The organism is Pseudescherichia vulneris NBRC 102420 (genome assembly GCF_000759795.1).
Classification (GTDB): Bacteria; Pseudomonadota; Gammaproteobacteria; order Enterobacterales; family Enterobacteriaceae; genus Pseudescherichia; species Pseudescherichia vulneris.
On sequence record NZ_BBMZ01000012.1, the window covers coordinates 71,794 to 89,372 of the forward strand.

18 protein-coding genes and 1 other RNA gene are annotated in these 17,579 nt (G+C 58.8%); 14 read left to right on the top strand and 5 right to left on the bottom strand.

All coding sequences use genetic code 11. The annotated features are described in order from the left end of the window. Window positions 1-153 precede the first annotated feature (153 nt). From ppiD to EV102420_RS10910, 3 genes are all read left to right on the top strand, one after another. Window positions 154-2,028 carry a peptidylprolyl isomerase gene (gene ppiD / locus EV102420_RS10900; RefSeq protein ID WP_042391604.1) on the top strand — a complete coding sequence of 625 codons (1,875 nt, stop codon included), beginning with the start codon at window positions 154-156 and terminating at the stop codon, window positions 2,026-2,028. A gap of 150 nt (window positions 2,029-2,178) precedes the next feature. After that, window positions 2,179-2,562 carry a helix-hairpin-helix domain-containing protein gene (locus EV102420_RS10905; RefSeq protein ID WP_042391605.1) on the top strand — a complete coding sequence of 128 codons (384 nt, stop codon included), beginning with the start codon at window positions 2,179-2,181 and terminating at the stop codon, window positions 2,560-2,562. A 98-nt stretch (window positions 2,563-2,660) separates the two neighbouring features. Continuing rightward, on the top strand, window positions 2,661-3,059 hold the full coding sequence (locus tag EV102420_RS10910) for a YbgC/FadM family acyl-CoA thioesterase (RefSeq protein ID WP_042391606.1): 399 nt from the start codon (window positions 2,661-2,663) through the stop codon (window positions 3,057-3,059). A gap of 80 nt (window positions 3,060-3,139) precedes the next feature. Here the strand turns inward: EV102420_RS10910 and queC are convergent, their stop codons facing one another. Both queC and EV102420_RS10920 read right to left on the bottom strand, forming a co-directional pair. Then, on the bottom strand, window positions 3,140-3,835 hold the full coding sequence (queC, locus tag EV102420_RS10915; RefSeq protein ID WP_042391607.1) for a 7-cyano-7-deazaguanine synthase QueC: 696 nt from the start codon (window positions 3,833-3,835) through the stop codon (window positions 3,140-3,142). 77 nt (window positions 3,836-3,912) lie between these two features. Further along, on the bottom strand, window positions 3,913-4,959 hold the full coding sequence (locus tag EV102420_RS10920) for a PLP-dependent cysteine synthase family protein (RefSeq protein ID WP_042391608.1): 1,047 nt from the start codon (window positions 4,957-4,959) through the stop codon (window positions 3,913-3,915). 118 nt (window positions 4,960-5,077) lie between these two features. Here EV102420_RS10920 and EV102420_RS10925 point away from each other — a divergent pair, with 118 nt between their 5' ends. The 5 genes from EV102420_RS10925 (at window position 5,078) to amtB (ending at window position 11,035) form a co-directional block, all read left to right on the top strand. After that, the gene (locus EV102420_RS10925; RefSeq protein WP_042391610.1) at window positions 5,078-5,536 is read left to right on the top strand and encodes an Lrp/AsnC family transcriptional regulator; all 459 of its coding nucleotides are present in this window, start codon (window positions 5,078-5,080) and stop codon (window positions 5,534-5,536) included. A 53-nt stretch (window positions 5,537-5,589) separates the two neighbouring features. After that, window positions 5,590-7,353, top strand: a complete 1,764-nt coding sequence (locus EV102420_RS10930) for a SmdA family multidrug ABC transporter permease/ATP-binding protein (protein ID WP_042391611.1) — start codon at window positions 5,590-5,592, stop codon at window positions 7,351-7,353. Next, the gene (locus tag EV102420_RS10935; protein WP_042391612.1) at window positions 7,346-9,124 is read left to right on the top strand and encodes a SmdB family multidrug efflux ABC transporter permease/ATP-binding protein; all 1,779 of its coding nucleotides are present in this window, start codon (window positions 7,346-7,348) and stop codon (window positions 9,122-9,124) included. Before EV102420_RS10930 ends, EV102420_RS10935 begins: the two co-directional genes overlap by 8 nt. Window positions 9,125-9,378: 254 nt before the next feature. Beyond that, entirely contained in the window at window positions 9,379-9,717 is a 339-nt protein-coding gene (glnK, locus tag EV102420_RS10940) for a P-II family nitrogen regulator (RefSeq protein WP_002891893.1), read from the top strand. Window positions 9,718-9,748: 31 nt separating this feature from the next. Then, entirely contained in the window at window positions 9,749-11,035 is a 1,287-nt protein-coding gene (gene amtB, locus EV102420_RS10945) for an ammonium transporter AmtB (protein ID WP_042391615.1), read from the top strand. Between the two features lie 49 nt (window positions 11,036-11,084). On the opposite strand, the gene tesB is transcribed toward amtB, so the two are convergent. Then, window positions 11,085-11,948 carry an acyl-CoA thioesterase II gene (gene tesB, locus EV102420_RS10950; RefSeq protein ID WP_042391618.1) on the bottom strand — a complete coding sequence of 288 codons (864 nt, stop codon included), beginning with the start codon at window positions 11,946-11,948 and terminating at the stop codon, window positions 11,085-11,087. Between the two features lie 222 nt (window positions 11,949-12,170). Here tesB and EV102420_RS10955 point away from each other — a divergent pair, with 222 nt between their 5' ends. Continuing rightward, window positions 12,171-12,740 carry a YbaY family lipoprotein gene (locus EV102420_RS10955; protein WP_042391620.1) on the top strand — a complete coding sequence of 190 codons (570 nt, stop codon included), beginning with the start codon at window positions 12,171-12,173 and terminating at the stop codon, window positions 12,738-12,740. Between the two features lie 242 nt (window positions 12,741-12,982). On the opposite strand, the gene EV102420_RS10960 is transcribed toward EV102420_RS10955, so the two are convergent. Next, window positions 12,983-13,294 carry an MGMT family protein gene (locus EV102420_RS10960; protein WP_042391623.1) on the bottom strand — a complete coding sequence of 104 codons (312 nt, stop codon included), beginning with the start codon at window positions 13,292-13,294 and terminating at the stop codon, window positions 12,983-12,985. 165 nt (window positions 13,295-13,459) lie between these two features. On the opposite strand from EV102420_RS10960, the gene ffs reads away from it, so the two are divergent. From ffs to EV102420_RS10970, 3 genes are all read left to right on the top strand, one after another. After that, an RNA gene (ffs, locus tag EV102420_RS21365) (signal recognition particle sRNA small type) lies at window positions 13,460-13,556 on the top strand. Between the two features lie 280 nt (window positions 13,557-13,836). Beyond that, the gene (locus tag EV102420_RS10965) at window positions 13,837-14,085 is read left to right on the top strand and encodes a hypothetical protein (RefSeq protein WP_042391624.1); all 249 of its coding nucleotides are present in this window, start codon (window positions 13,837-13,839) and stop codon (window positions 14,083-14,085) included. Next, entirely contained in the window at window positions 14,082-14,294 is a 213-nt protein-coding gene (locus EV102420_RS10970; protein ID WP_042391626.1) for a hypothetical protein, read from the top strand. Before EV102420_RS10965 ends, EV102420_RS10970 begins: the two co-directional genes overlap by 4 nt. Window positions 14,295-14,328: 34 nt before the next feature. On the opposite strand, the gene yczR is transcribed toward EV102420_RS10970, so the two are convergent. Continuing rightward, entirely contained in the window at window positions 14,329-15,756 is a 1,428-nt protein-coding gene (gene yczR / locus EV102420_RS10975) for a MocR-like transcription factor YczR (protein ID WP_042391628.1), read from the bottom strand. Window positions 15,757-15,843: 87 nt separating this feature from the next. Here yczR and yczE point away from each other — a divergent pair, with 87 nt between their 5' ends. After that, complete coding sequence (gene yczE, locus EV102420_RS21875; protein ID WP_042391629.1) at window positions 15,844-16,458, top strand: membrane protein YczE; 615 nt, start codon at window positions 15,844-15,846, stop codon at window positions 16,456-16,458. A gap of 73 nt (window positions 16,459-16,531) precedes the next feature. After that, a complete protein-coding gene (locus EV102420_RS10985) occupies window positions 16,532-17,515 on the top strand; it encodes a LacI family DNA-binding transcriptional regulator (protein WP_042391949.1) in 984 nt (327 codons plus the stop codon). Window positions 17,516-17,579: the final 64 nt, after the last annotated feature.

Genomic DNA, 17,579 nt, shown 5'->3' on the forward strand with positions numbered 1-17,579 from the left:
GTGCCTTTTTTATTTGCGATGCCGGAATTAATCGGACCTGCGGGCTGACAACGGCCCCGGTTTCTTGTCACAATACGGCTTTACGCGCAGCGGCCCTGGACTGTTGGCGCTGCGTGAGACAGACAGTCACCTACAGCGGAGTGTTGTTACACCATGATGGACAATTTACGCGCGGCGGCCAACCACGTCGTGCTCAAGATCATTCTGGGTTTGATTATCGTGTCATTCATTCTGACTGGCGTTGGTAACTACCTGATTGGCGGTAACAATAATTATGCCGCAAAAGTTAATGGCCAGGAGATCGGCCGCAGCCAGTTCGAAAATGCCGTAGCGGCAGAACGTAACCGCTTGCAGCAGAAGCACGGCGAGCGGTTCTCCGAGCTGGCCAGCAATGAAGCCTATATGAAGAGCATGCGTCAGCAGGTGCTGAGCCGCCTGATTGATGAAGCGCTGCTGGACCAGTATGCCCAGCATCTGGGCCTCGGCGTCAGCGACGAGCAGGTGAAGAAAGCCATCTTCTCAACCCAGGCTTTCCAGAACAACGGTAAGTTCGACAACGCACGCTATAACGCGCTGGTCAATCAGATGGGGATGACCGCCGATCAGTATGCTCAGGCCCTGCGTAACCAGCTCACCTCCCAGCAGCTGATCAACGCCATTGCCGGCACTGACTTTATGCTGAAAGGTGAAACCGACGAGCTGGCCGCGCTGGTTGCGCAGCAGCGCATGGTGCGCACTGCAACCATCGACGTTAACACCCTGGCACAGCAGCAGACCGCCTCCGATCAGGAGATCGCCAGCTACTACGAGCAGAACAAAAACAGCTTTATCGCACCGGAGCAGTTCCGCGTCAGCTACATCAAGCTGGATGCTGCCAGCATGCAGCAGAACGCCAGTGATGAAGAGATCCAGGCCTACTACGATCAGCATCAGGATCAGTTTACCCAGCCGCAGCGTAATCGTTACAGCGTGATCCAGACCAAAACCGAAGACGAGGCGAAAGCGGTGCTGGATCAGTTAAGCAAAGGTGCTGATTTTGCCACCCTCGCCAAAGAGAAGTCGGCGGACATCATCTCTGCCCGCAACGGCGGCGATATGGGCTGGCTGGAAGACTCCACCACCCCAGATGAGCTGAAAAAGGCCGGTCTGAAAGAGAAAGGCCAGCTCTCCGGCGTGATTAAATCCTCCGTTGGTTTCCTGATCGTGCGTCTTGACGACGTTCAGCCTGCTCAGGTTAAGCCGTTTAACGACGTGCGTGACGAGCTGGCGGCGAAGGTGAAGCAGGAGAAAGGACTTGATGCCTACTATGCCCTGCAGCAGAAAGTGAGCGATGCCGCGAGCAACGACAATGAGTCGCTGGCGGGTGCAGAGCAGGCGGCAGGCGTGAAAGCGGTTGAGACCGGCTGGTTTGGCCGCGACAACCTGCCGCAAGAGCTGAACTTCAAGCCGGTGTCTGACGCTATCTTCGGCGGCGCGCTGGTGGGTGAGAACGGTACGCCGGGTAATAACTCCGACATTATTACGGTCGATGGCGATCGGGCATTTGTGCTGCGTGTGAGCGAGCATAAAGCCGAAGCCGTGAAGCCGCTGGAGGAAGTGAAAGCCCAGGTAAGCGATATCGTGAAGCACAATAAAGCTGTACAGCAGGCGAAGCTGAATGCCGACAAGCTGCTGGCTGACCTGAAAGCGGGTAAAGGCGACGAGGCGTTAAAAGCCGCAGGCCTGAGCTTTGGCGAGCCTAAAGCGCTGTCACGTATCGGTCAGGATCCACTGAGCCAGGCGGCCTTTACGCTGGCCCTGCCGGCGAAGGATAAGCCGGTCTACGGCGTTGCCAACGATATGCAGGGCAACGTGGTGCTGCTGGCGCTGGACGAAGTGAAAGCGGGCACCCTGCCGGACGCGCAGAAAAAAGCCATGGTTGAGGGGATTACTGAGAACAATGCCCAGATCTCTTTCGAAGCGCTGATGAGCAACCTGCGTAAAGAAGCCAAAATCAAAACGGGCGACATCATCGATCCGCAGCAGTAATTCTTCTGGGCGTCTCGCAGACTTTTGCAACGCCCTGCAACAATCAAAGGCCGCTTTCGCGGCCTTTTCCATTTCTGCAATCTGCCGTTTGTCTCGCGTTCCCGCTCTGTTTATCGTGCAGGGGCTGTCAACACACAAGGAGAAAGCAGCATGAAACGTGGAATCAAAATAGCAGTGATGACCCTGACATTGACCTGTGCCGCCCTGAGCCAGCAAGCGCTTGCCGCTGACGCGCCGGTGAAATCCCCGCAGGCGCAGACGGTGCAGGGTAAATCCGCCGCTGCTGGGCCTGAGGCTAAGGCAAAAGCACCGCAGGCGGTGAAAGGCGATGAGGAGCCCACCCGGGTCAGCATCAATACGGCGTCGGCAGAGGCGCTGGCACAGGCGATGAACGGCGTGGGGCTGAAGAAAGCGCAGGCGATTGTCAGCTACCGTGACGAATATGGTCCCTTTAAGACGCTGGAAGATTTACAGCAGGTGCCGGGAATGGGGGCCTCGCTGGTGGAGCGTAACCTGGATCGTTTAACCCTGTAAGTTTTGCTTGCGTCGTAGCCATTTTTTGCCATGCTAAAGAGGTCATACCAGTTATGACCTTTGACCCTACATAACATAAGAAAAAAGGCTATTGCGCTATGCAGACTGAAATTAAAGTTCGTGGTTACCATATCGATGTGTACCAGCATGTAAACAACGCCCGTTACCTGGAGTTTTTAGAGGAGGCGCGCTGGGAGGGGCTGGAAAGCAGTGAAGGCTTCCGCTGGATGATGGCGAACAACATTGCGTTTATCGTGGTCAATATCAACATCAACTATCGCCGTCCGGCGGTGCTGGGCGATCTGTTAACCATCACCAGCAGCATACAGCAGCTCAACGGCAAAAGCGGCGTGCTCAGCCAGGTAGTGACGCTGTCGCCAGAGGGGGAGGTGGTGGCCGATGCGCTGATCACCTTCGTCTGCATCGATCTGCGCACTAAAAAATCGCTGGCGCTGGAAGGGGAGCTGCGGGAGAAGCTGGAGATGATGATGGAGTAACGGTTACGCCCGGCGGTGAGCAGGGTGCGGTAGCTGTGTAGGCCGGGTAAGGCGAAGCCGCCACCCGGCGTTATGCAAACTTACTCCAACCCGGTCTTCCGCTTCATCGTCGCCATCACCGCTGGCTTCTCTGCCAGATAGTGATTGAGGCCGTTGGCGCGCAGGTTACAGGCGGCACACTGGCCGCAGCCGTCGCCCTTGATGCCGTTGTAGCAGGTCAGGGTCTCCTCGCGGACCAGCTCCAGCTTCTGCCAGTAGTCGGCCAGCGCCCAGGTTTCTGCTTTATCGAGCCACATCAGCGGCGTCTCGAAGCGGATATCTTTTGCCATGCCGAGGCTGACCGCATGGTTGAGCGCCTTCACAAACTCGTCGCGGCAGTCCGGGTAACCGGAGAAGTCGGTCTCACAGACGCCGGTGATCACCGCTTCGGCCTGCACCTGATAGGCGTAGATAGCCGTAAGGGTTAAAAACAGAATGTTACGGCCCGGCACGAAGGTATTGGGAATACCACTGGCGTCCGGCTCGTAGTCCGGCACCGGGATGCTGTCACGCGTCAGGCTGCTGACCGCCAGCTCGTTAAGCAGGGTGACGTCCAGCACCTTGTGCGCGCGTGCGCCCAGCTTCAGCGCCAGCTCACGCGCAACGTCAATCTCGGCGCGGTGGCGCTGGCCGTAATCGAAGGTGACACAGTGGACTTCATCATAGTGATGCAGCGCCTGTACCAGACAGGTGGTGGAGTCCTGGCCTCCGCTAAAGACGACAACGGCACGTTTCATAGATTTTCCTGACAGTTTCACTAGCAATAAAGCCGCTATGGTAGCGCCTGGCGGCGGGCACCACCAGTAGCCATTTGCTATCGCAGCAGACGGGCAATCTCTGCGGTCCAGGGCGCGGTATCGCCAATAGTGGCTTTGACCCACTCCGGGTTGTAGTAGGTATCGAGATAGCGCTCGCCGCTGTCGCACAGCAGGGTAACAATCGAGCCGGTACGCCCCTCGTCACGCATTCGGGCGGCAAGCTGCAACGCCCCCCACATGTTGGTGCCGGTGGAAGCCCCAACCTTGCGGCCCAGCTGGCTCTCTAACCAGTGGGCAGTTGCGACGCTAGCGGCGTCCGGGACGCGTAGCATCTCGTCCACCACGTCCGGAATAAACGACGGCTCCACGCGCGGGCGGCCAATACCCTCGATTTTACTCCCGACCGGGCTGCGCAGGCTTACATCCCGCTGCTGCCAGTAGTCAAGAAAAACGGAGTTTTGCGGATCGACCACCGTGAGCCGGGTATCGTATCCCTGGTAGCGAATATAGCGCCCGATGGTTGCCGATGTGCCGCCGGTTCCGGCGCTCATCACGATATGCGTTGGGATCGGGTGCGGCTCATGACGCATCTGGCGGTAGATGCTGTCGGCGATGTTGTTGTTGCCGCGCCAGTCGGTGGCGCGCTCGGCGTAGGTAAACTGATCCATATAGTGACCGTGGAGCTCCTGCGCCAGCGTCTCGGAGGCAGCATAGATCTCGCAGGCGCTCTCGACGAAGTGACAGCGGCCGCCGTAAAACGCGATCTGCTCGATTTTACGCTTTGCGGTGCAGGCGGGCATTACTGCAATAAAGGGCAGTCCCAGCAGCCGGGCAAACCAGGCCTCCGATACCGCCGTCGAGCCGGAAGACGCTTCGATAATCGGCGTGCCTTCCTGGATCCAGCCGTTGCACAGCCCGTAGAGGAACAGCGAGCGCGCCAGACGGTGCTTCAGGCTGCCGGTTGGGTGGGTGCTCTCATCCTTCAGGTAGATAAAGATCCCCGGAAAGGCGGGCAGGGGAAGGCGAATCAGATGCGTATCCGCCGAGCGCTGGGCATCGGCATTAATTTCACTGATAGCGTATTTGGTCCAGGCATTGTTCATCCGGGGCGATCCTGTTTGTCAATTTGTGCCTAGCTTAACGGAAAGCGCCTAAAAAATTGTTGCCATTCCGTCTTTGAAATAGAATCAGGAGAGAAAATATTTCTCCAGGAGGCCGCTAATGCTAGATAAAATTGATAAAAAGCTGCTTACTCTGCTGCAACGAGACAGCACCCTCTCTTTGCAGGCGTTAGCCGATGCCGTTAATCTGACAACGACCCCCTGCTGGAAACGGCTCAAGCGGCTGGAGGATGAAGGGATCCTGCTGGCGCGCGTGGCGCTGCTGGATGCCGAAAAGCTGGGCCTCGGCCTCACGGCCTTTGTGCTGATCAAAACCCAGCAGCACTGTAGTGAGTGGTATCATCAATTTGTCAGCGTGGTCTCCGCCATGCCGGAGGTGCTGGGCTTTTGGCGCATGGCTGGCGAATATGACTACTTAATGCGCGTTCAGGTCGCTGATATGAAGCGCTACGACGATTTTTATAAACGTCTGGTGAATAGCGTGCCAGGCTTGTCCGATGTGACATCGAGTTTTGCGATGGAACAGATAAAATATACGACAGAGTTACCCATTGAATAACGCTTCTGGCCCCGGCGTCAGGGGCCGAATAAAGACCTTCAGGATATAACCGCGTGCGATTATTTGCTCAACTAGGCTGGTACTTTCGCCGGGAGTGGCGACGCTATCTCGGTGCCGTAGCCCTGCTTATCATTATTGCTCTTCTGCAGCTGATCCCACCTAAAGTCGTGGGATACGTGGTCGACGGCGTAACTCAGGGCCGCTATCACCCGCAGGATGTGATGATGTGGGTGGGCTTGCTGGTGCTGGTGGCCATTGTCATCTACCTGCTGCGCTACGTCTGGCGCGTGCTGCTGTTTGGCGCGTCTTACCAGCTAGCCGTCGAGTTACGAGAAGACTTCTACCGCCAGCTCAGCCGCCAGCACCCGGAGTTTTACCTGCGCCACCGCACCGGTGACCTCATGGCCCGCGCGACGAACGACGTCGACCGCGTGGTCTTTGCCGCAGGGGAGGGGGTGCTGACCCTGGTGGATTCGCTGGTGATGGGCTGCGTGGTGCTGATCGTCATGTCTACCCAGATCAGCTGGCAGCTTACCCTGCTGGCGCTGCTGCCTATGCCGATCATGGCGCTGGTGATCAAACGCTACGGCGATCAGCTGCATAATCGATTCAAGCTGGCGCAGGCGGCGTTCTCTTCCCTTAACGACCGTACCCAGGAGAGCCTAACCAGCATCCGCATGATCAAAGCCTTTGGCCTTGAGGATCGTCAGTCCGGGCTGTTTGCCGAAGATGCCGCCGATACCGGCAGGAAAAACATGAAGGTCGCGCGGGTTGATGCCCGTTTCGATCCCACTATCTATATCGCCATCGGCATGGCAAACCTGCTGGCGATAGGCGGCGGTAGCTGGATGGTAGTCAACGGCGGCCTGACGCTGGGTGAACTCACCAGCTTTACCATGTACCTGGGGCTGATGATCTGGCCGATGCTGGCCCTCGCGTGGATGTTTAACATCGTCGAGCGCGGCAGCGCTGCCTACAGCCGCATCCGTGACATGCTGGCGGAAGCGCCGGTGGTGGATGACGGTAGCGAGACGCTGCCGGAAGGGCGTGGCAACCTGAACGTGGCGATCCGCGAGTTTCGCTATCCGCAGGCAGCGCATCCCACCCTGGAAAACGTCAGCTTTACGCTGATGCCCGGACAGATGCTGGGTATCTGCGGGCCGACCGGGGCAGGGAAAAGTACGCTGCTGTCGCTGATCCAGCGTCACTTTGATGTCACACAGGGGGAGATCCGCTTTCACGATCGGCCTCTGCCGAATCTGAAGTTGGACGCATGGCGCGGGCGGCTGGCGGTGGTCAATCAGACGCCGTTCCTGTTCTCGGACACCGTAGGCAATAACATTGCCCTCGGCCACCCCGGCGCGACGCAGCAGGAGATTGAGCACGTTGCCCGGCTGGCAAGCGTCCACGAGGATATCCTGCGTCTGCCGCAGGGGTATGATACCGAAGTGGGCGAGCGCGGGGTAATGCTCTCCGGTGGGCAGAAGCAGCGTATCTCCATTGCCCGGGCGCTGCTGCTCAACGCCGAAATCCTGATCCTCGACGATGCGTTGTCGGCGGTGGATGGCCGTACCGAGCACCAGATCCTGCATAACCTCCGCCAGTGGGGCGAAGGGCGGACGGTAATTATTAGCGCACACCGGCTCTCGGCTCTCGCAGAAGCGAGTGAGATCCTGGTGATGCAGCATGGGCACATTGTTCAGCGCGGGCAGCACGAGACCTTAGCCCATCAGCCGGGCTGGTATCGCGATATGCACCGTTACCAGCAGCTGGAAGCCGCGCTGGATGACGAAGAGAAGGAGAGTGCTGATGCGTAGTTTTGGACAGCTTTGGCCAACGCTAAAACGCCTGTTAGCCTACGGTAAGCCGTGGAAAAAACCGCTCACCAGAGCGGTCGTTATGCTGTGGGTAGCCGCGGCGGCTGAGGTCGCTGGCCCGGCGCTGATCAGCTATTTTATCGATAACATGGTGGCGAAAAGCTATCTGCCGCTCGGCCTGCTGATAGGGCTGGCGGTGGCCTATATTGGCCTTCAGCTTTTAGCCGCCGGGCTGCACTATGCCCAGTCGCTGCTGTTTAACGAGGCTGCCGTCGGCGTGGTACAGCAGCTGCGTACCGATGTGATGGACGCCGCCCTGCGTCAGCCGCTGAATGCCTTTGACACCCAGCCGGTAGGGCAGCTTATCTCCCGCGTTACCAACGACACGGAAGTGATCCGCGATCTCTACGTAATGGTGGTCTCCACGGTACTGCGCAGTGCGGCGCTGGTGGGAGCAATGCTGGTCGCGATGTTCAGCCTCGACTGGCGGATGGCGCTGGTGGCGCTGGCTATCTTCCCGGCGGTACTCTGCGTCATGGCACTCTACCAGCGCTACAGCACGCCCATCGTACGTCGCGTTCGCACCTACCTGGCGGATATCAACGACGGCTTTAACGAAGTGATCAACGGCATGAACGTGATCCAGCAGTTTCGCCAGCAGGCGCGCTTCGGCGAGCGGATGGGCGAGGCTAGCCGCTCTCACTATACGGCGCGCATGCAGACGCTGCGCCTCGACGGTTTTCTGCTGCGTCCGCTGCTGAGCCTCTTTTCGGCGCTGGTGCTTTGCGGTCTGCTGATGCTGTTTGGTTTCACCTCGGTGGGTACCATTGAGGTCGGGGTGCTCTACGCCTTTATCAGCTACCTTGGCCGCCTTAACGAACCGCTGATTGAGCTGACCACCCAGCAGTCGATCATGCAGCAGGCGGTGGTGGCGGGTGAACGCGTGTTTGAGCTGATGGATCGTCCGCGCCAGACCTACGGTGACGATGAGCGTCCGTTGACCAGCGGGGCAATCGACATTGAAAATCTGTCGTTCGCCTACCGCGACGATAACCTCGTATTGCAGGACATCGACCTCTCCGTGCCGCCGCGCAGCTTTATTGCGCTGGTGGGCCATACCGGTAGCGGCAAGAGCACCCTCGCGAGCCTGCTGATGGGCTACTATCCGCTGACGAAAGGGGAGATCCGCCTTGACGGTCGACCGCTCTCAACCCTCAGCCACGACGTGCTGCGCCAGGGCGTAGCCATGGTTCAGCAGGATCCGGTGGTGCTCGCGGACTCCTTCTTTGCTAACGTCACCCTCGGGCGCGACATCAGCGAAGCGCAGGTGTGGCAGGCGCTGGAGACCGTTCAGCTGGCAGAGCTGGCACGCGGCATGCCCGATGGCATCCACACGAGCCTGGGGGAGCAGGGGAATAATCTGTCGGTAGGACAGAAGCAGCTGCTAGCGCTAGCCCGCGTGCTGGTTGCCACGCCGCAGATCCTGATCCTTGACGAGGCAACGGCGAACATCGACTCCGGCACCGAGCAGGCGATTCAGCAGGCGCTGGCGGCGGTACGTCAGCATACGACGCTGGTGGTGATAGCCCACCGCCTCTCTACTATTGTGGAAGCGGATACTATTCTGGTTCTGCATCGCGGGCAGGCGGTGGAGCGTGGCAACCATCAAGCATTGCTGGCCGCCGAAGGGCGCTACTGGCAGATGTATCAGCTGCAGCTGGCGGGCGAAGAGCTTGCCGCCAGTGCGCAAGAAGAGTCGCTTATAGCCTGATGCACCATAATCAGGCAGGCTACTAACAGGATCGCCTGTTGGTGCAAAAACCGCGCGCACCATGCACTACCATGGTGCGTTTTTCTTTCCCAGGAACAATCTGAATCCCTGTCACCCTTTTCTGTATAACCGTTGCTCCTTCCCGCACGCCTTAAGCCGCTGAATTTTTCCCTTTTTCTAATTCTGGCACACCGCTTGCAATACTTTCCTCGTGTTAGCTGCGGCCATTACCGATTTTCGACTGAGGGGGATTTATGAAGCTGGTTACCGTGGTCATTAAGCCATTTAAACTTGAGGACGTCCGTGAAGCGCTGTCGTCTATTGGTATTCAGGGGCTGACCGTTACCGAAGTGAAAGGCTTTGGTCGTCAGAAGGGCCATGCTGAACTCTACCGCGGGGCTGAATACAGCGTTAACTTCCTGCCGAAGGTAAAGATTGACGTAGCCATTGCTGACGATCAGCTTGATGAAGTGATTGATGTCATTAGCAAAGCGGCCTACACCGGAAAAATTGGCGACGGCAAAATTTTCGTTGCCGAACTGCAACGCGTTATCCGCATTCGTACCGGCGAAGCCGACGAAGCGGCACTGTAACGTCAGACACACAGTGATTGGGATGGGAAAAATGAAAAAATTAACCTTAAAAACGGCGATGGCCGCACTGGCAGCGTTACCGGGTCTGGCGATGGCGGCTCCGGCCGTGGCCGACAAAGCCGATAACGCCTTTATGATGATCTGCACCGCGCTGGTGCTGTTTATGACCATTCCCGGCATCGCGCTGTTCTACGGTGGCCTGATCCGTGGCAAAAACGTGCTGTCGATGCTGACCCAGGTCACCGTAACCTTTGCGCTGGTGTGCGTGCTGTGGGTGGTCTACGGCTACTCCTTGGCGTTCGGCACGGGCAACAACTTCTTCGGCGACTTCAGCTGGGCGATGCTGAAAAACATCGAGCTGACCGCCGTAATGGGCAGCTTCTACCAGTATATCCACGTTGCGTTCCAGGGCTCCTTCGCCTGCATCACCGTCGGCCTGATCGTCGGCGCGCTGGCCGAGCGTATTCGCTTCTCCGCGGTGCTGATCTTCGTGGTGGTGTGGATGACCCTCTCCTACGTGCCGATTGCACACATGGTCTGGGGTGGCGGCCTGCTGGCTTCCCACGGTGCGCTGGACTTCGCTGGCGGCACCGTGGTTCACATCAACGCCGCGATTGCGGGCCTGGTGGGTGCATACCTGATTGGTAAACGCGTTGGCTTCGGCAAAGAGGCGTTTAAACCGCACAACCTGCCGATGGTCTTTATCGGGACGGCGATCCTTTACGTTGGCTGGTTCGGCTTTAACGCCGGCTCTGCCGGGGCCGCCAACGAAATCGCTGCTCTGGCGTTCGTCAACACCGTGGTAGCTACCGCCGCCGCTATCCTTGCCTGGGTCTTCGGCGAGTGGGCAACCCGCGGTAAGCCGTCGCTGCTGGGCGCATGCTCCGGTGCGATTGCGGGCCTGGTGGCCGTGACGCCAGCCTGTGGCTACATCGGTGTGGGTGGCTCGCTGATTGTCGGTATCGTGGCAGGCCTGGCCGGTCTGTGGGGCGTGACCATGCTGAAACGCTGGCTGCGCGTTGACGACCCGTGCGATGTGTTCGGTGTGCACGGCGTCTGCGGCATCGTGGGCTGTATCCTGACCGGCGTGTTTGCTTCACCTTCTCTGGGCGGCGTTGGCTATGCCGAAGGCGTGACCATGGGGCATCAGGTGCTGGTGCAGCTGGAAAGTATCGGCATCACCATCGTCTGGTCAGGCGTCGTGGCCTTCATCGGCTACAAGCTGGCGGACATGATTGTTGGCCTGCGCGTACCGGAAGAGCAGGAGCGCGAAGGCCTGGATGTGAACAGCCACGGCGAGAACGCGTACAACGCCTAATCGACTGTCATCCTCAAAAAAACCTCCCGCCTGCGGGAGGTTTTTTTATTTACTCATTGCGGTTACGCATGACCCCTTCCTGCACGCTGGATGCGACCAGCACGCCATCCTGAGTATAGAACTCACCGCGTACAAACCCGCGTGCGCTGGAGGCGGAGGTACTCTCTACGCTATAGAGCAGCCACTCGTTCATATCGAACGGGCGGTGGAACCACATTGAGTGATCGATCGTAGCAACCTGCATGCCTCGCTCCAAAAAACCAACGCCGTGCGGCTGGAGCGCCACCGGCAGGAAGTTAAAGTCGGAGGCGTAGCCCAGCAGATACTGATGCGTGCGGAAATCCGCCGGCATCGTACCGTTAGCGCGGATCCATACCTGGCGGGCCGGTTCCGCCACATGGCCTTTCAATGGGTTATGGAACTCAACCGGGCGGATCTCCAGCGGCTTCTCGCAGAGAAACTTCTCTTTTACCTGTGGCGGCAGAAGATGCGCCAGCGAGCGGGCAATGTCCGTCTCCGACGGCAGGTTATCCGGGGCAGGGGCGGCAGGCATCGTTTTCTGATGCTCGTAGCCCGGCTCGGGAGCCTGGAACGACGCCGTCATATAAAAAATGGGCTTACCGTTCTGGATGGCGGCGACCCGGCGGGCGCTAAAGCTATTGCCGTCGCGCAGCACTTCGACGTCATAGATAATCGGCTTCTGGCTATCGCCCGGGCGTAAAAAGTAGCTGTGGAATGAGTGAACAAGACGATCCGTCGGAACGGTCTCTTTTGCGGCATAGAGTGCCTGGCCGACAACCTGGCCGCCAAAGACCTGACGCAGGCCTAAATCCTCGCTTTGACCGCGAAACAGACCCTCTTCAATTTTTTCCAGATTAAGCAACGTCAGCAGATTATTCAGCGCTTGACTCATAGGTGTCCTCAATAAAATAAAAGCGACCGGGGCGGATACAGGCAGAGTATAACCCAGAAATGCAAGTGGTCCGATGGGTGCAAAAATCTGAATACATGGCCGTTTCCAGGCAAAAATCAGTGATGTGTGCCACACTTACTGGCGTTCGATACGATTTAAGTGTTAACCACTAATTCTGGCGGGCGTCATACCTGCTGGTGCATTGAAGATAAGGAGAACTCAATGAAACTCGTGCACATGTTAAGTGGTTTAGCGGTTGCCGTTTCTCTGGCTGCCTGTGCCGATAAAAGCGCAGATATCCAGACGCCCGCCCCAAACCCGAATGCCTCTATTGCTTCAACGCAGTCTGTGATTAAGCAGCCTAACGTCTCTGGTACGATTTGGATCCGTCAGAAGGTGGCTCTGCCGCCGGATGCGGTACTGACCGTTACCCTGGCCGACGCGTCACAGGCTGATGTGCCGTCTAAAGTGATCGCCCAGCGTGCCGTTCGTACCGAAGGTAAACAGGCTCCGTTCAGCTATGAACTGCCGTTTGACCCGGCGCTGGTGCAGCCAGACGCCCGTATTCTGCTGAGCGCAGCGATCACGGTTGATAATAAGCTGGTGTTTATTACTGATGGGATTAAGCCAGCCGTTAACCAGGGCGGTACCCGTATCGACCTGAACCTGGTACCAGTCCAGCAGACGGCGCTGCCGATGCAGCAGGGCGGCGGGGCGGCAACCACCGTACCGTCTACCTCGCCAACGCAGGTTAGCCCCTCTTCGGCAACCCCTGCACCGACGCAGCTGTAACGCTCAAAGCGCGTCTCGGGAAAACAGTACCGGTCAGTTAACGCTGACCGGTATTTTTTTGCCTGCTGACTATGCCGGGCGGCGTTGGCACGATGCGTGATGTAGGCCCGGTAAGCGAAGCGCCACCGGGCGTGACGGTGCCTGAGCTGCAACGCCGGGCGGCGCTAACGCTTGCCCGGCCTACAGTGAGCACGGTGCGGGATGTAGGCTCGTGCAAGCGAAGCGCAGCCGGGCAGCTTTTTTTACCAGACCCAACGATACCGCGTTAAATCTATCTGTCCGCTGCCTGTCACCTGAACGCCATCGGCGAGCAGGGCCTGACGCTGGCGCTGTAAATCCGGCCCGGTGAGGGAGATCTGCCCCTGACGATTCACCACCCGATGCCACGGCAGCGTGCTGCCCTCTGGCAGGCGTCTGAGTACGCCGCCTACCTGGCGCGCCGCACGGGGTGAACCCGCCAGCCGTGCTACTTCGCCGTAGGTGGTCACCGAGCCAGCCGGTATCGCGGCAACGATTTGCCATACCCGCTGGGGAAAAGAGTCGTTGTCTGCCATAACGGTTTCCTGAAGAGTCTCTTACCAGCATAATCAGCGCATGCGAGCCTGTGAAGAGGCGGTTGCGCAATAAACCAGCATCCAGCAGGCCGCGGCTTGCAATTGCCGGGCCATACAGTGATAATGCGACCGCGCGTTGGTTAACAACGCTCTCAATGGGGGCCCTGTTGGTTCTCCCGCAACGCTACTCTGTTTACCAGGTCAGATCCGGAAGGAAGCAGCCAGAGCAGATGACGTGTGTGCCGGGATGTAGCTGGCAGGGCCCCCACCCATTTCTGCGGTTTGCTACGCTATTCGCTTCTAATAAACATCGCATTCGTTAAACGATTCTCTGCTCTCCGCGGAAGATCACGCCTCTGTCGTATTGCCTGACATCGATTTGTCATTAAACTGAAATGTCAGTGTCATTTTTTTGTCATATATTCCTGCCACAGTATTATTACAGTAATGTGATCGACGATGTTTTAAGAAAACTATTTCTGGATCAACGGTAAAAGCTGGTGTATTAATTACTCGTCTCATTTATACCGAAAGGGATACTCATGGTCAGCGCAGTGTTAAACGTTAAAATTGACGAAGCAGTAAAAGAGAAACTTCGCCAGTATGCAGAGGCGAATAATGAGAACCTTAGCACGGCAACCGAAAAGCTACTCCTGCTCGCGCTTGAATCAAACGAGGGCGACGTCTCCGAGGAAGATATCGATAGCCAGCATACGGAAGAAGAGAACGCATCGGCCCTGAGTGTGAAAGAGATCAAGGCGTTACGTAAACTGCTGAAGAAGAAAAAATGAAACCCCTACAGTCAACCGCCAGCAACTATGCTGAAGCCTGCGAGCAGCTGCGCTCAGGCTACGTTAAACAGGTTCGTCTGAACTGGAATGTCGGGACCGATGAGTTTTTTCGTATAGCATCAGAGTGGTGTGATGCCGGCGCAAAAATAAAAAAACAGGGCGAGCGTTTTATTATTGCCCTGAAAGGTTTTCCTATTCCCCGGCAGTAATGATATTGCGATCGGTAAACCGATCGCTGTCACATTAAATATATTTCCGTTGCCGTATAATCTGCGGCTGGTTAATTAGCGGAGACCATATTGGCTGTAAGGCCATAAATGCCTCCTGCAGGATCGCTTCCGGCTGGGTAAACGGCATCCGTAAATAACGTTCAAATGCGCCCGCCAGACCAAAGCGCGTTCCTCCTCCCAAATGAATACCCACGCTCTCCGCGCCGGTGGCAAATCGCGTCGCCAGCGCTTCCGGCAGCTCCACCCAAAATGAAAGTCCGCCCTGCGGGATCTGCGTCTGCCACTCTGGAAAAAATGCCTGCATCAGGCGCAGACAGTCGTCGCGGCGTGTGGCCAGCATGCATCGATAAGCGGGCAAAAAGGTTTCCCCGTTCTCAATCAGCCAGCGGGCGGCGAGCTGCTCCAGCACCGGGGTACCCAGATCGATCGTGTCACGCATCTGTACCAGTGAGGCGATAGTGCGGGCCGGGGCTCGGATCCAGCCCAGCCGCAGACCACCCCAAAAGCTCTTGGCGGCAGAGCCGAGCGAAATTACCGACCCATCCGGGCTAAAAGCAGCCAGCGGGGGCGGGGGAGGGGCGTCATACCAAAGATCGGTCATGGTTTCGTCCACCACTAGCGTGGTGCGCGTGCGGGCCGCAATCTCCGCCACGGTTTGCCGGGTTGCGGCATCCATACAGCGGCCGGTGGGATTATGAAAGTCCGGCATCAGGTAGGCGAGCCTCGGCGAGGTCTGGCCGATGGTCGCTGCCAGCCCGTCACTATCCCAGCCCTGCATAGGCAGTGCGACGCCAACCGGCCGGCAGGATGCCCCTTCAATCGCCGCTATCGCCAGCGGGTAGGTAGGGTGATCCACCACCACCCGATCCCCTGGTCCGGTCAGCAGACGCAGGATCAGCGCAAAACCGCTGAGCGCCCCGTTAACAATCATCACTTCATCAGGCCGGGTCGGCAGGCCGCGCGCCGCGTAGCGGGCAGCAATGGCTTCGCGTAACGTCAGCAATCCCTGCTGATCGTAGCCGGTAGAGCCGAAGTGCTGCGGCATCGCGGTCAGCGCCTGCTGATACGCCTGATGGATCTCCGGGCTGGCCCCCAGCGAGGCGGTGGAGAGATCTAGCGCGCTGCCGGAGTGGGTACGGGTCGGCACCGTGCGGCTGCTTTCAGGCAGCATCACGACGGAGCCGCTGCCCTGGCGGCTCAGGAGAAAGCCCTCGTCCCGCAGCTGAGCCAGCGCGCTGGCTACGGTAGTGCGGCTGATGCCGAGGGCGGCAGCCAGCTCGCGCTCGCCCGGCAGGCGAGTCTCCAGCGCCAGGCGACCGTCAAGGATCAGCATCCGCAGTGCCTGGGCAAGCTGCTGCCAGAGCGGCGTGCGCGACGGGGTATGTTGCCACTGGCCTAGCAGGCGTACCAGCGACTGGCTTCCAAATCGACGTGATGACATAGGCAGTCCACTTTTTCAAAACTGGTCATTAATGATAATGCCACTAAGAGAGAGGATGTCACTCTCTTTGATTGAACGAGGTGAACTATGCTGCGGCGACTCCTGCAACTCTATATCGGCCTGACGCTCTACGGCGTCTCTACCGCCATGTTTGTTCGGGCGGATCTCGGGGCCGATCCGTGGAACGTATTTCATCTTGGCGTAGCGAAGCTCCTTTCGCTCAATATTGGCGTGGTGATGATTGCCGTCGGCGCGCTGGTGCTGCTGCTGTGGATCCCCCTGCGTCAGCGTCCGGGCTTGGGCACCATCAGTAACGTGGTGATGATTGGATTAGCGGCGGACGCCGCGCTGGCCCTGATGCCTCCTCTGGAGTCGCTGCTGGCCCGCAGCCTGCTGCTGGCTGCCGCCGTGGTGGTCAACGCGCTGGCAACGGGCATGTATATCGGTGCTGGATTCGGTGCGGGCCCGCGCGACGGCCTGATGACCGGTATCAACGCCCGCACCGGCTGGTCGGTGCGCGTGGTACGTACCGCCATTGAGGTGAGCGTCCTGCTGCTGGGCTGCGCAATGGGCGGCACCTTTGGCGTCGGAACGGTGCTCTACGCCCTGGCAATTGGCCCGCTGATCCAGCTCTGCCTGCCGTGGTTTCGCCAGCCCTCCCCGATTGCGCCCGTCACTCAGCCGCAGGAGAGCGCGTTGTAAACCCGCGAAGCGCTCACAGCAACGGTGAACGGTTTGGGTTACACTGGTGGCACGCTGGCTGCCAGGCAACGCCATGAAATCCATTACGCTTTACGATGTCGCCCGTTTCGCGGGCGTCTCCTACCAGACCGTCTCCCGCGTCATTAACCAGGCGGAGCACGTCTCAACACGTACCCGCGAGAAGGTGCTGTTTGCCATGCGCGAGCTGAACTACGTTCCTAACCGGGGCGCGCAGCAGCTGGCGGGCAAACGTAGCCGCACCCTCGGGCTGCTCACCAGCGATCTGGCTCTCCATGCGCCGTCCCAGATCGCCTCGGCGGTGAAAAATCGCGCCGCACAGGCCGGGGCGGGGGTTATTATCGCCATGCCGGAACAGGCGACCCAGGCGGCCTGCCTGCTGGCGTTGCAAGAGCTACTGGCTCAGCGGGTCACCGGGCTGCTGATCAACCTGCCGCTGGAGGACGACCAGGCCGAAGAGCTGGCGGCGCTGGCGTGTCCGACGCCAACGCTGTTTCTCGACGTCAGCCCGACAGCGCAGGTGAATAGCCTGGTCTTTGATGCCGCTGAAGGGGCAAGGCTGGGGGCAGAGCACGTGTTGGCCCTGGGCCATCGCGTTATTGCCCTGCTCGCCGGGCCGCCGGGCTCGGTGTCAGCCCGGGCGCGCCTTGCGGGCTGGCTGGAGACGCTGGAAAACGCACAGGTTACGCCAGCAGCCAGTGCGCACGGCGACTGGAGCGCGGCCTCAGGGTATGAACAAGCGCAGCGGCTGCTGGCCTCCCAACCGCTGCCCGAAGCCATTCTGGTGGCGAACGATCAGATGGCGCTTGGCGTCCTGCGCGCCTGTGCGGAAAAGGGCTTCGCCGTGCCCGGACAGATCGCGGTTATCGGCTATGACGATACCGCTGACAGCGCGTGGTATACGCCGCCGCTGACCACGATACGTCAGGCGTTTAAAGAGGCAGGAGAGCGCAGCGTTGACTGGCTGCTTCAGCCTCCCACGGATGAGTTAAGCCAGACGCTGCTGCCGGTGACGCTGGTCATTCGCAGCTCGGCCTAAAAACCCTTTCGCTTTTGTGATCGCTCCCGCTTATAGCGATGGCGCTCCTTTACCTTTCTCCCTT

Excerpts from the sequence above, each read along its gene's own strand:
- ppiD (WP_042391604.1), top strand. The coding sequence starts at position 154 with ATGATGGACAATTTACGCGCGGCGGCCAACCACGTCGTGCTCAAGATC.
- EV102420_RS10905 (WP_042391605.1), top strand. The coding sequence starts at position 2,179 with ATGAAACGTGGAATCAAAATAGCAGTGATGACCCTGACATTGACCTGT.
- EV102420_RS10910 (WP_042391606.1), top strand. The coding sequence starts at position 2,661 with ATGCAGACTGAAATTAAAGTTCGTGGTTACCATATCGATGTGTACCAG.
- queC (WP_042391607.1), bottom strand. The coding sequence starts at position 3,835 with ATGAAACGTGCCGTTGTCGTCTTTAGCGGAGGCCAGGACTCCACCACC.
- EV102420_RS10920 (WP_042391608.1), bottom strand. The coding sequence starts at position 4,959 with ATGAACAATGCCTGGACCAAATACGCTATCAGTGAAATTAATGCCGAT.
- EV102420_RS10925 (WP_042391610.1), top strand. The coding sequence starts at position 5,078 with ATGCTAGATAAAATTGATAAAAAGCTGCTTACTCTGCTGCAACGAGAC.
- EV102420_RS10935 (WP_042391612.1), top strand. The coding sequence starts at position 7,346 with ATGCGTAGTTTTGGACAGCTTTGGCCAACGCTAAAACGCCTGTTAGCC.
- glnK (WP_002891893.1), top strand. The coding sequence starts at position 9,379 with ATGAAGCTGGTTACCGTGGTCATTAAGCCATTTAAACTTGAGGACGTC.
- amtB (WP_042391615.1), top strand. The coding sequence starts at position 9,749 with ATGAAAAAATTAACCTTAAAAACGGCGATGGCCGCACTGGCAGCGTTA.
- tesB (WP_042391618.1), bottom strand. The coding sequence starts at position 11,948 with ATGAGTCAAGCGCTGAATAATCTGCTGACGTTGCTTAATCTGGAAAAA.
- EV102420_RS10955 (WP_042391620.1), top strand. The coding sequence starts at position 12,171 with ATGAAACTCGTGCACATGTTAAGTGGTTTAGCGGTTGCCGTTTCTCTG.
- EV102420_RS10960 (WP_042391623.1), bottom strand. The coding sequence starts at position 13,294 with ATGGCAGACAACGACTCTTTTCCCCAGCGGGTATGGCAAATCGTTGCC.
- EV102420_RS10965 (WP_042391624.1), top strand. The coding sequence starts at position 13,837 with ATGGTCAGCGCAGTGTTAAACGTTAAAATTGACGAAGCAGTAAAAGAG.
- EV102420_RS10970 (WP_042391626.1), top strand. The coding sequence starts at position 14,082 with ATGAAACCCCTACAGTCAACCGCCAGCAACTATGCTGAAGCCTGCGAG.
- yczR (WP_042391628.1), bottom strand. The coding sequence starts at position 15,756 with ATGTCATCACGTCGATTTGGAAGCCAGTCGCTGGTACGCCTGCTAGGC.
- yczE (WP_042391629.1), top strand. The coding sequence starts at position 15,844 with ATGCTGCGGCGACTCCTGCAACTCTATATCGGCCTGACGCTCTACGGC.
- EV102420_RS10985 (WP_042391949.1), top strand. The coding sequence starts at position 16,532 with ATGAAATCCATTACGCTTTACGATGTCGCCCGTTTCGCGGGCGTCTCC.